Origin of the sequence: Streptomyces sp. NPDC006208 (assembly GCF_040613775.1) — a bacterium.
Lineage (GTDB): Bacteria > Actinomycetota > Actinomycetes > Streptomycetales > Streptomycetaceae > Streptomyces.
This window is the reverse complement of sequence record NZ_JBEXSW010000006.1, coordinates 159,473-171,562: the sequence shown is the minus strand read 5'-3', so window position 1 is coordinate 171,562 and position 12,090 is coordinate 159,473. Positions and strand designations below refer to the sequence as shown.

Genomic DNA, 12,090 nt, shown 5'->3' with positions numbered 1-12,090 from the left:
CGATAGTAGGGCTCGCGTGGGTGGTAGAGCCGGTCGCATATTCACTCGTCGGCAGGCACGTTTTTGCATGATCATTAATGGTCAAGAGCCAATAAAGCAAAGGGAGTTGGCAGCTGTCGACACGCTGTCTCCGGTGTCGGGCCGTGTGGGCCTGTCGAAGGGGTCAGGTTGCGAAGAGGTCTCAACTCACCATTACGAGGGATGCGCGCTACGGCGCGAGCCACCGGCGCACGCTGTGGCCCGACGCTCCCCCCTTCCTTGACGGCGCCCATTCGCAGCGGCCCGGAATCCTCATAAGGTGAGCAGTATTGGTGAGCGGTACCGATGTGTACGGCCCGAGGTCGACGGTCAAGGAGGACCTGCGGTGAGCGAGACGAGCCCCAAGCTGCGTGCGGTGCTGGACGGCATCCCCACCTACAAGCCGGGCAAGCCGGCGGCAGCCGGTGGCCCGGTCGCCTTCAAGCTGTCGTCCAACGAGAACCCCTATCCGCCGCTGCCGGGCGTGATGGAGACCGCGATCGCCGCGGCGCAGAACTTCAACCGCTACCCGGACATGGCCTGCACCGGTCTGATGGACGAGCTCGCGAACCGTTTCGGCGTGCCGGTGTCGCATCTGGCGACCGGCACGGGCTCGGTGGGCGTGGCCCAGTCCCTCCTGCAGTCCACCTCGGGTCCCGGCGACGAGGTGATCTACGCCTGGCGCTCCTTCGAGGCCTATCCGATCATCACGCAGATCAGCGGGGCGACGCCGGTGCCGGTGCCGCTGACCGCCGGTGACGTGCACGATCTCGACGCCATGGCCGATGCGATCACCGAGCGCACGCGGCTGATCTTCGTCTGCAACCCCAACAATCCGACCGGCACGGTGGTGCGCCGGGCCGAGCTGGAGCGGTTCCTCGACCGGGTGCCGTCGGATGTGCTGGTGGTGCTGGACGAGGCGTACCGCGAGTTCATCCGGGACTCCCAGGTCCCCGACGGGCTCGAGATCTACCGCGAGCGTCCGAATGTGGCCGTGCTGCGCACCTTCTCCAAGGCGTACGGACTGGCCGGGCTGCGGGTCGGTTTCGCCGTCGCCCAGGAGCCGGTGGCCGCCGCGCTGCGCAAGACGGCGGTCCCGTTCGGTGTCTCCCAGCTCGCGCAGGACGCGGCCGTGGCCTCGCTGCGGGCCGAGGACGAACTGCTGGGGCGGGTCGGTTCGCTGGTCGCCGAGCGCACGCGGGTGCACGAAGGTCTGATCGAGCAGGGCTGGACCGTGCCCGAGACCCAGGCGAACTTCGTCTGGCTGCGGCTCGGCGAGCGGACCCTCGACTTCGCCGCCGCCTGCGAGAAGGCCGGTGTGGTCGTGCGGCCGTTCGCGGGAGAGGGCGTGCGGGTGACGATCGGCGAGTGCGAGGCCAACGATGTGTTCCTGCACACTGCGGCGAACTTCCGCAAGGAGCTGTAGGACAGCCGCGCCGTACGTAGGGAAACCCCCATGGGCCTGTGCTCATGGGGGTTTCCCATGAGTGGGTGGCCGGTGGCGGGCGGTCGGTCCGGCGCTGAAGGGGTACCCCCGGTCGATGGCCTCGCACGGGGGTGAGCCATAATGCTTGTGAATGTGAACGCGTTCACAAGCGCTGCCGGTTTCTTCCGTAATCAGGGGAATCTGCGGGGCACACTGCGCTGTGATCACGGCGATGTAAGGAGATGACGACGTGGATCTGGCTCTGGCGCCGGAAACCCTGGCGCGTTGGCAGTTCGGCATCACCACCGTCTACCACTTCCTCTTCGTCCCGCTGACGATCTCGCTCGCCGCGCTCACCGCCGGCCTGCAGACCGCCTGGGTGCGGACGGAGAAGGAGAAGTACCTCAGGGCCACCAAATTCTGGGGCAGGCTCTTCCTGATCAATATCGCGATGGGCGTGGTCACCGGCATCGTCCAGGAGTTCCAGTTCGGTATGAACTGGTCCGACTACTCGCGCTTCGTCGGTGACATCTTCGGTGCTCCGCTCGCCTTCGAGGCACTGATCGCGTTCTTCTTCGAGTCGACCTTCATCGGACTGTGGATCTTCGGCTGGGACAAGCTGCCGAAGAAGATCCATCTGGCCTGCATCTGGATGGTCTCGATCGGCACCGTCCTGTCCGCGTACTTCATCCTGGCGGCCAACTCCTGGATGCAGCACCCGGTCGGCTACCGGATCAACGAGGAACGAGGGCGGGCCGAACTCACCGACTTCTGGCTGGTGCTCACCCAGAACACCGCGCTGACGCAGTTCTTCCACACCATGACGGCCGCCTTCCTTGTCGGCGGTGCCTTCATGGCCGGCATCTCCGCCTTCCACCTGGCCCGCAGGAAGCACATCCCGGTGATGCGCAGCTCGCTGCGGCTCGGGCTGGTCACCATCGCGGTCGCCGGTCTGCTCACCGCCGTCAGCGGCGATCTGCTCGGCAAGGTCATGTTCAAGCAGCAGCCGATGAAGATGGCAGCCGCCGAGGCGCTGTGGGACGGCGAGGCGCCCGCGCCCTTCTCGATCTTCGCCTACGGGGACGTCGACGCCGGCCACAACAAGGTCGCCATAGAGATCCCCGGCCTGCTGTCCTTCCTGGCCAACGACGACTTCGACTCGTACGTCCCGGGCATCAACGACGTCAACAAGGCGGAGCAGGAGAAGTTCGGCCCCGGTGACTACCGGCCCAACATCCCCGTCGCGTACTGGGGATTCCGCTGGATGATCGGCTTCGGGATGGCGTCCCTCGCCATCGGCATGGCCGGGCTCTGGCTGACACGCCGGAAGTTCCTGATGCCGCCGGCGCTGAGGACCGGTGAGGACGAGGTCCCGCATCTGGTCCTCTTCAGGAACAAGGCGCTCAGCCCCCGGCTGAGCAAGTGGTACTGGCTCGTTGCGCTGTGGACCACGGCGTTCCCGCTGATCGCCAACTCCTGGGGCTGGATCTTCACGGAGATGGGCCGCCAGCCCTGGGTCGTGTACGGCGTGCTGCGGACCCGGGACGCGGTCTCCCCCGGTGTCTCCCAGGCCGAGGTTCTCGCCTCGATGACCGTCTTCACCCTGCTCTACGCCGTGCTCGCTGTGATCGAGGTCAGGCTGCTGGTGAAGTACGTCAAGGCCGGGCCGCCCGAGCTCACCGATGCCGACCGCAACGCGCCCACCAGGATCGGCGGCGACGACCGTGACGCCGACCGGCCGATGGCCTTCTCGTACTGAGACCGCTGAGGAGCTGCTGAGGCATGGAACTCCATGACGTCTGGTTCGTACTCATCGCCGTCCTGTGGATCGGCTACTTCTTCCTTGAGGGATTCGACTTCGGGGTGGGCATCCTGACCAAGCTGCTGGCCCGGGACCGGAGCGAGCGGCGCGTCCTGATCAACACCATCGGGCCGGTCTGGGACGGCAACGAGGTGTGGCTGCTGACCGCCGGCGGCGCGACCTTCGCCGCCTTCCCGGAGTGGTACGCCACTCTCTTCTCCGGGTTCTATCTCCCCCTGCTGCTCATCCTGGTCTGTCTGATCGTGCGCGGGGTCGCCTTCGAATACCGGCACAAGCGGACCGAGGAGCGCTGGCAGACCAACTGGGAGCACGCCATTTTCTGGACGTCCCTGCTGCCGGCCCTGCTGTGGGGTGTCGCATTCGGCAACATCGTGCGCGGCGTGAAGATCGACGAGAACAAGGAGTACGTCGGCTCCTTCATCGACCTCCTCAACCCGTACGCGCTGCTGGGCGGAGTGGTGACGCTCACTCTCTTCACCTTCCACGGCACGGTGTTCGCCGCGCTGAAGACAGTGGGGGACATAAGGGTCCGAGCCCGCGCGCTCGCGCTGAAGCTCGGACTCCTCACCGCCGTTCTCGCGCTCGTCTTTCTGCTGTGGACCCAGATCTCGTTCGGCGACGGCCCGAGTCTGGTGGCCATGATGGTCGCGGTGACGGCGCTGGTCGGGGCCGTCGGGGCCATCAGGGCGGGGCGGGAGGGCTGGTCGTTCGCACTGTCGGGCGTGACCATCACCGCAGCGGTGGCGATGCTGTTCCTCACGCTCTTCCCGAACGTCATGCCGTCCTCGCTCAATGACGCCTGGAGTCTGACGGTCACCAATGCGTCGTCGAGCCCGTACACCCTGAAGATCATGACCTGGTGCGCCGGTATTGCCGCCCCGCTGGTCATGCTCTACCAGGGCTGGACGTACTGGGTGTTCCGCAAGCGGATCGGCACCCAGCACATCGCCGACGCGCACTAGCGGGGGATGTTTCACGTGAAACCGATCGACCCGCGTCTCCTCCGGTACGCCCGAGCCACCCGGCTCTTCCTGATCGCCGTCGTAGGCCTCGGGCTGGCCGGCGCGGCGCTGGTCATCGTTCAGGCGATGCTGATCGCCGAGGTCGTGGTGGGCGCGTTCCAGCGCGGACTCTCCACCACTTCGCTCGCGACGCCGCTGGCGCTGCTGGCTGCGGTGGCCCTCGGTCGAGGGGCCGTGTCCTGGCTGACGGAACTGGCCGCGCACCGGGCCAGCGCCGCGGTCAAGTCGGAGCTGCGCGGGCGGTTGCTGCAGCGGGCCGCCGAACTGGGCCCGGGCTGGCTCGGCGGGCACGGGGTCTCCCCTGTCCGCGGAGCTGTGGGAGGGACCGGGTCGCTTGTCGCGCTCGCCACGCGAGGCATTGATGCGCTGGACGACTATTTCTCGCGCTATCTGCCGCAGCTGGGGCTGGCGGTCGTGGTTCCGATCGCCGTACTGGCGCGGATCGTGACCGAGGACTGGGTCTCGGCCGCGGTCATCGTGGTGACGCTGCCGCTGATTCCGGTGTTCATGGTGCTGATCGGCTGGGCGACGCAGGCCCGGATGGACCGTCAGTGGCGGCTGCTGTCCCGGCTGTCGGGGCACTTCCTGGATGTGGTCGCGGGCCTGCCGACCCTGAAGGTGTTCGGGAGGGCCAAGGCGCAGGCGGAGTCGATCCGGGCCATCACCACCCAGTACCGGCAGGCGACCCTGCGCACCCTGCGGATCGCGTTCCTCTCCTCGTTCGCCCTGGAGCTGCTCTCCACGCTGTCGGTGGCGCTGGTGGCGGTCGGTATCGGCATGCGGCTGGTTCATGGCGAGCTGGATCTGTACACGGGGCTGGTGATCCTGATCCTTGCGCCCGAGGCGTACCTGCCGATCCGCCAGGTCGGGGCGCAGTACCACGCCGCGGCGGAGGGGCTGTCCGCCGCGGAGGACATCTTCGAGGTGCTGGCCGCCGAGCCGGCGCCGGCCGGTACGCGACCGGTGCCGGACACACTCCGGCTGGAGCTCGACGCGGTGACCGTGCGGCATGCGGGGCGCAGCGAGGTCTCGCTCGATGCGGCCTGTCTGGTGGTGGAGCCCGGCGAGACGGTCGCGCTGATCGGGGAGAGCGGGTCCGGGAAGTCGACGCTGCTGAATGTGCTGCTGGGCTTTGTCGAACCGGCCGGCGGCCGGGTGCGGATCGGCGGTACGGACCTGGCCGACCTCGATCCCGAACGGTGGCGGGAGCAGATCGCATGGGTGCCCCAGCGGCCGTATCTCTTCGCCGGGACGATTGCGGAGAACGTCCGCCTGGCGCGGCCGGACGCGGACGACGCGGCGGTGTACGCGGCGCTGCGGGACGCGGGCGCGTACGACTTCGTGGCCGCCCTCCCCCTGGGGGCGGACACGTGGCTCGGGGAGGACGGTGCGGGGCTCTCGGCAGGACAGCGGCAACGGCTCGCGCTGGCCCGGGCGTTCCTCGCGGACCGGCCGATCCTTCTGCTCGACGAGCCCACGGCGGCGCTCGACGGAGAGACGGAGGCGGGCATTGTCGAGGCGGTGGGCCGGCTGGCTCGCGGGCGCACCGTGCTGCTGGTCGTGCACCGGCCGGCGCTGCTCGCAGTGGCGGACCGGGTGGTCACGCTCATCCGTCGCCCGCCTGCGTCCTCGGGAACGGTACGCCCGGAAGACGGCGCGACCGAGGCAACGGGCCCGCGGCCCGGGACGGAAGGGATGCCGCCGGCGCCCGCCCACAGGTCGGAGTCACACACGGCGGAGTCCCGCACGACGGTTGCACGCTCGCCGCTCGCGCGGGTGCGGGCGGCCGCCGGAGAGGTGCGCGGCCGGCTCGCCCTCGCGCTGGCACTGGGCAGTCTGGCGCTCGGATCCGCAGTGGGGCTGATGGCGGTCTCCGGCTGGCTGATCTCCCGCGCTGCCGAACAGCCGCCTGTGCTCCATCTGATGGTGGCCGTGACGGCGACCCGGGCCTTCGGTATCGGGCGGGCGGTCTTCCGGTACGCGGAGCGGCTCGTGTCGCACGACGCCGTACTACGGATGCTCGCCGATATGCGGGTTTCGGTCTACCGCCGGCTGGAGAGGATCGCGCCCGCCGGACTGCGCCGCACGCGGCGGGGGGATCTGCTGACGCGTCTTGTCGCCGATGTGGACGCCCTGCAGGACTACTGGCTGCGCTGGCTGCTGCCCGCGGGGACCGCTGCTGTCGTCGGGGCGGCCTCCGTCGGCTTCACGTCGTGGCTGCTGCCCGAGGCCGGGATGGTCCTCGCCGCCGGCCTGCTTGCCGCAGGGGTCGGCGTACCGCTGATCGGCGGGGCCTTCGCGCGACAGGCCGAGAACCGGCTGGCACCCGCGCGAGGGACGCTGGCGATCCGTATCGTCGATCTGCTCGGTGGGGCGGCCGAGTTGACGGTCGGCGGAGCGCTGAAGCGCCGGCTCGAAAGCGCACGTGAGGCGGACCGGCGGCTGACCCGTATCGCGGCGAGGGGTGCTGCCGCGACGGCGCTCGGCTCCGGGCTGTCCGCCCTGGTGTGCGGGCTGACCGTGGTGGCTGCCGCGATCGTCGGGGTGCAGGCCGTACGGGAGGGGCGGCTCGACGGGGTCAGTCTGGCGGTCGTCGTGCTGACGCCCCTCGCCGCGTTCGAGGCCGTCACCGGACTGCCGCTCGCCGTGCAGTACCGCCGACGGGTCAGGCGCAGCGCCGAGCGGGTGTACGAGGTGCTGGATGCGCCCGTGCCGGTGCACGAGCCGCAGCACCCGGCCGCCGCCCCCGGCACGGCGTTCCCGCTGACCCTGAACGGGATCTGTGCCCGATACCCGGGCCAGGAGCGGAACGCGCTCGACGGGATCGATCTCACCCTGACGCCCGGCAAGCGGATCGCGGTGGTCGGATCGTCCGGATCGGGAAAGACGACGCTCGCTCAGCTGATGCTGCGGTTCCTCGACGCCCGCTCGGGGACTTACACGATCGGCGGAGCGGACGCCGCGGCACTGGACGGTGACGCGGTGCGCCGTTTCGTGGGGCTGTGCGCACAGGACGCCCACCTCTTCGACAGCTCCCTGCGGGAGAACCTGCGGCTCGCCCACACCGGAGCCTCGGAGGAGGAGCTGCGCCGGGCACTTGCCGACGCCCGGCTGCTGGAGTGGGTCGACGCGCTGCCCGACGGGCTGGACAGCCTGGTCGGCGAGCACGGGGCGCATCTGTCCGGTGGCCAGCGCCAGCGGCTGGCCCTCGCGCGCGCACTGCTGGCCCGCTTCCCGGTGCTGGTGCTCGACGAGCCGGCCGAGCATCTCGACCTCGCCACCGCCGATGCGCTCACCGCCGATCTGCTGGCGGCGAGCGAGGAGCGCTCTGCCGAGGGCGTGGCGACCGTGCTGATCACCCACCGGCTCCGCGGCCTGGAAGCCGTCGACGAGATCGTGGTGCTGGAGGAGGGGCGGTGTGTGCAGCGCGGCCCCTACGAGGAGCTCGCCGGAGCTGACGGGCCGCTTCTGCGGATGCTGGAACGGGAACGGGCCGCGGACCTGCTCAGCACCCGGGTTTCCGCCTGAAGCGGGGCCGTCACCACCATTCTCGTCTCCGGCGGCTACGCGGAGGAGGCGCTGTCCGTCGTCGCCGAGGAGGGTCGCTGATTCGGCGGCGGAATCATGCTCGTTGCCCGCCGGCGACGGTGGGCCGGAGATCGTGGCGGTCTCTTCCGACCGGCCCGCAGCGTTGCTGGGGCGGTGATCCCGGTGGAGAGTCAGGTTGTCGCCCCACTGCCGGCGGGCGAGGCGGGCGCATGGTCGGCGAGCTCGCCGACAGGAACTCGTCGCGGCGCTGCGCGAAGTGCTGTCCGACGTCTCCCGGCATGCGCACGCGTCCCGGATCGTCGGCGTCGATGCCACCGTGGAACTCCCTGACGGCACCGACGGCTTACGCCTGACCGTGGTGGACGACGGAGTGGGCATCCCGCAGGACGGCAGGCGCAGCGGAATGCGCAACGTGGCCTGCCGGGCCGTGTCGCTGGGCGGCTGCGGCGGCTGCGGCCCGGCATCGGGAACGACGGAGCCGGTGCGACAGCGCTGTGTTGCCCTGCCGCAGGCGTCACGGGTGTCGTTGTGGACCGAGCCGTGGCGGCCACTGGGCCAGGTGGCCGTACGACACCGCAGCGGTCCCGGGATTCGCACCGGCTCCGGGTGACGATCCGTTGATGCGCTATCGACACCGCGACCGGCTGCTGCTCATCCCGGTGCTGCTGTGCGCGCTCCTCGGTACGGCAGCACCCACCGCCGCCGCGTCCGACGGACCGCAACCGCCCACCAGCATCACCGTGGCGCGGCTGTACGCAGAGGCGGCCAAGGCGACCGAGCGGTACGAGCAGGGCAGGCGCGCGGCCGAGGCCCAGCGCGCCACGGCCGAGGGGCTCGAGGAGCGGCTGTCACGGCGGCGGCACGCGCTCGGCACTCTCCACGACGCCATCGGCGGCATCGCCCGCGAGCAGTACCGCACCGGCAGCCCGCTCGTGCAGGCTGCGGCGCTGCTCCTCGCCGACAGCCCTGAAGAGCTGCTGCGGGCACGTCGGGTGGCACGGCAGGCGGAGACGGCGGTCAACCGGCTGCTGCGCCGGGCGAAGCAGGCCGAACAGCGTGTGGCGGTGGCGGAGGGCAAGGCCCGGGCCGCTTGGCGCGACCTCGACCGGCGCAGCGCAGAGCTGGCCGAGATCAAGGGTGGCATCGAGAGCAAGCTGGAGACCGCTCAGTGGCAGCTGCAGGGGGAGGCGAATCGCAGCGCTGCGGCGGGCGCCTGCGCGGGTGCCGTGCGGCTGGAGCAGCCCGGAGGTGTACCGCGGGGGCTCAAGTGGGTGACGCCGGTGGCGAAGTACTCCCTGTCCGCCGGGTTCGACAGCACGGGGGACCACTGGGCGCGCCGGCACACCGGACAGGACTTCGCGGTGGGCATCGGCGCGCCGGTGCGCTCGGTCGGGTCCGGCCGGGTGGTGTCGGTCATCTGCGGCGGCGGCTTCGGTATCGAGATCGTGGTCCAGCACTCGGACGGCTACTACTCGCAGTACGCCCATCTGGCATCCGTCACCGTCGACCAGGGCGAGCAGGTGCGTGCCGGGCAGTGGATCGGCCAGGCGGGCACCACCGGTAACTCGACGGGGCCGCACCTGCACTTCGAGGCGCGGCTCACGCCGTACCTGGGCTCCGCGGTGGATCCGGTGGAATGGCTGCGCGAGCGCGGGGTGTACATCTGAGCCCGCGCCCGCGGATCAGGCGGGTCGGCGCTGCCGCTCGGCCCGGCGCGCAAGGATCTGCTCGATGACCACGGCGACACCGTCCTCGTTGTTGGCGACCGTCCGCCCGGAGGCTGCGGCGATCACATCCGGGTGGGCATTGCCCATCGCGTACGAAGTCCCCGCCCAGGTCAGCATCTCCACATCGTTGGGCATGTCCCCGAACGCCACGACCTCGTCCGCGGAGATTCCGCGCTGCGCACAGCACAGCGCGAGCGTGCTCGCCTTGCTCACGCCCGGTCCGCTGACCTCCAGCAGCGCGGTCGGGCTGGAGCGGGTGAAGGAGGCGAGCTCCCCTGCGGCGGTACGGGCGAGGGTGAGAAAGCCGTCGGGCGTCAGCTCGGGATGCTGGGCGAGCAGCTTGAGCACCGGGGCCCCCTGGCCGGGCCGCTCCTCGCTCAGGAGTTTCTCCGCGGGGGCGACGGTGGCGCCCGGGTCGAGGTGGAACGGCGGGTAGTGCGGCTCGTAGTGGATGCCGGTGGTCAGTTCGACCGCGAACGAGGTGCCGGGGGCGGCGTCGCGCAGGGTGCGTACGACCTCCAGGGCGGTCTCCCGCGGCAGGTCACGGACCTGAAGCAGTTCTCCTCCCGCGTGCAGATCCACGACCGCCGCGCCGTTCGCGCAGATGGCCAGGCCGTGGCCGTGGACATGGTCGCTGACCACATCCATCCAGCGGGCGGGCCGGCCGGTGACGAAGAAGACCTCGATGCCGGCCTCCTCCGCGGCGGCGAGAGCGGCGATGGTCCGGTCCGACACGGACTTGTCGTCGCGCAGCAGGGTGCCGTCGAGGTCGGTGGCGATCAGCCGGGGGCCGGCGGGCAGGGGGCGGGTATCGGTAGCTGAGGTCACTGATCCATTCTCCCGTACCGTGCCGCACGTGCGTGCGGCTGTCCGCACATCTGAGTGGGGAAGGGCATGGGCGCGGGGGACGTAGGCTCGATGACATGCGTTTGAGCACCGTGATCCTTCCTGTCCGCGCCTGGCACCAAGGCGGCCGCGATGAGTGGCTGCGTGCCGAGCAGCTCGGTTTCCACACCGCGTACACGTATGACCACCTGTCGTGGCGATCCTTCCGTGACGGGCCCTGGTACGGCGCGGTGCCGACGCTGACCGCTGCGGCGGCCGTCACCGAGCGGCTGCGGCTGGGCACCCTGGTCACCTCGCCGAACTTCCGGCACCCGGTGACCCTGGCCAAGGATCTGATCTCGCTCGACGACATCTCGGGCGGGCGGATCACGCTCGGCATCGGCGCCGGCGGTACGGGCTTCGACGCGACGGCCATGGGCCAGGCGGCCTGGACGCCGCGCGAGCGGGCCGACCGCTTCGCCGAGTTCGTGCCGATGCTCGACCGGCTGCTGACCGAATCCTCCGTGACCTGCGAGGGCACCTTCTACTCGGCCGTCGAGGCACGCAACATCCCCGGCTGCGTGCAGCGGCCCCGGCTGCCGTTCGCCGTTGCCGCGACCGGTCCGCGCGGGCTGAAGCTCGCTGCCGGGCACGGTCAGGCGTGGGTGACCACGGGTGATCCGAAGCTGTTCGAGACGGGCACTCCCGAGCAGTCCCGTCAGGCTGTCCGCGACCAGATGGACAAGCTCGGCAAGGCCTGCGCCGACATCGGCCGGGACGCGTCCGAGATGGACAAGATCCTGCTCACCGGATTCACTCCGGACCGCGGCCGGCCGCTGGAGTCACTGGAAGCCTTCGTCGACTTCGCGGGCAGGCACTTCGAGCTGGGCATCACCGAGATCGTCGTTCACGCGCCCATCCCCGACTCGGACTTCGCCGCTGACCAGGCCGTCTTCGAACAGATCGCGACCGAGGCCCTGGCCCGGCTGGGCGGCTGAGGGACGCCGTCGCGCCGCCTGACCGCCCTGGGCCTGGTCAAGGCGGGGGTCGTTGGTGGCTGCTCCTCGTGCGGGGTTCCATGGGGGCCTCGTGGCCCGTCGCTACGACGTCGGGAAGCTGATGTACTGGGGCGGCACGGCGGAGGTGAGCCAGACCCCGTTGGCACTCACCTGGAAGACATGGCCTGCCCGGTGCATCGCGCCCGACCGTACGGACAGGACGACCGGCCGGCCGCGGCGGGCCCCGACCCGGGTCGCGGTCTCGCGGTCGGGTGACAGATGCACGTCGTGGCGGTTCATGGGGCGCAGGCCCTCGGCGCGGATCGCGTCCAGGCTGCGGGGGCCGGTGCCGTGGTACAGGTACTCGGGCGGTTCCGCCTGGGGCAGGTCCAGGTCGACCTCGACGGTGTGGCCCTGATTGGCCCGGATACGGGCGCCGTCGATGGTGAAGCGCCGCTTGTCGTTGACGGCGACCACATGGTCGAGCTCGGCGCGGGTGAAGGTGAAGCCGTGCCGGGCGGCCGCATGCATCAGCTCGTCTATCGGCACCCAGCCGTTCGGATCGAGGGTGATGCCGATCCGGTCCGGCTGATGGCGTAGATGCTTCGAGAGGTACTTCGACACCTTGACGGTCCGCCGCTCGTCGGGCGTGGTATCGGGTCTTGCGTTCATTCCGCCAGAGTGCCCGGCCGGCATCGCCGGC

General features: G+C 70.2%; 8 protein-coding genes and 1 pseudogene. 7 read left to right on the top strand and 2 right to left on the bottom strand.

The window, feature by feature from the left end; genetic code table 11:
• Nucleotides 1–364 precede the first annotated feature (364 nt).
• The 6 genes and pseudogenes from hisC (at nucleotide 365) to ABZ208_RS06635 (ending at nucleotide 9,504) form a co-directional block, all read left to right on the top strand.
• Nucleotides 365–1,444 carry a histidinol-phosphate transaminase gene (gene hisC / locus ABZ208_RS06660; protein WP_356908461.1) on the top strand — a complete coding sequence of 360 codons (1,080 nt, stop codon included), beginning with the start codon at nucleotides 365–367 and terminating at the stop codon, nucleotides 1,442–1,444.
• A gap of 250 nt (nucleotides 1,445–1,694) precedes the next feature.
• Nucleotides 1,695–3,203: a cytochrome ubiquinol oxidase subunit I gene (locus tag ABZ208_RS06655; protein ID WP_356908460.1), complete on the top strand. Its 1,509-nt coding sequence runs from the start codon at nucleotides 1,695–1,697 to the stop codon at nucleotides 3,201–3,203.
• A gap of 23 nt (nucleotides 3,204–3,226) precedes the next feature.
• The gene (gene cydB, locus ABZ208_RS06650) at nucleotides 3,227–4,228 is read left to right on the top strand and encodes a cytochrome d ubiquinol oxidase subunit II (RefSeq protein ID WP_356908459.1); all 1,002 of its coding nucleotides are present in this window, start codon (nucleotides 3,227–3,229) and stop codon (nucleotides 4,226–4,228) included.
• 6 nt (nucleotides 4,229–4,234) lie between these two features.
• Entirely contained in the window at nucleotides 4,235–7,816 is a 3,582-nt protein-coding gene (gene cydD, locus ABZ208_RS06645; RefSeq protein WP_356908458.1) for a thiol reductant ABC exporter subunit CydD, read from the top strand.
• A 256-nt stretch (nucleotides 7,817–8,072) separates the two neighbouring features.
• A pseudogene (locus ABZ208_RS06640) lies at nucleotides 8,073–8,282 on the top strand (histidine kinase); the annotation flags it as partial.
• A 175-nt stretch (nucleotides 8,283–8,457) separates the two neighbouring features.
• Complete coding sequence (locus tag ABZ208_RS06635) at nucleotides 8,458–9,504, top strand: peptidoglycan DD-metalloendopeptidase family protein (RefSeq protein WP_356908457.1); 1,047 nt, start codon at nucleotides 8,458–8,460, stop codon at nucleotides 9,502–9,504.
• A gap of 15 nt (nucleotides 9,505–9,519) precedes the next feature.
• On the opposite strand, the gene ABZ208_RS06630 is transcribed toward ABZ208_RS06635, so the two are convergent.
• Nucleotides 9,520–10,392, bottom strand: a complete 873-nt coding sequence (locus tag ABZ208_RS06630) for a Cof-type HAD-IIB family hydrolase (protein ID WP_356908456.1) — start codon at nucleotides 10,390–10,392, stop codon at nucleotides 9,520–9,522.
• A 95-nt stretch (nucleotides 10,393–10,487) separates the two neighbouring features.
• Between ABZ208_RS06630 and ABZ208_RS06625 the strand changes: the two genes are divergently transcribed.
• The gene (locus tag ABZ208_RS06625) at nucleotides 10,488–11,387 is read left to right on the top strand and encodes an LLM class flavin-dependent oxidoreductase (RefSeq protein WP_356908455.1); all 900 of its coding nucleotides are present in this window, start codon (nucleotides 10,488–10,490) and stop codon (nucleotides 11,385–11,387) included.
• Between the two features lie 102 nt (nucleotides 11,388–11,489).
• Here ABZ208_RS06625 and ABZ208_RS06620 read toward each other — a convergent pair whose 3' ends face one another.
• On the bottom strand, nucleotides 11,490–12,059 hold the full coding sequence (locus tag ABZ208_RS06620) for an RNA 2'-phosphotransferase (RefSeq protein WP_356908454.1): 570 nt from the start codon (nucleotides 12,057–12,059) through the stop codon (nucleotides 11,490–11,492).
• Nucleotides 12,060–12,090 lie beyond the last annotated feature (31 nt).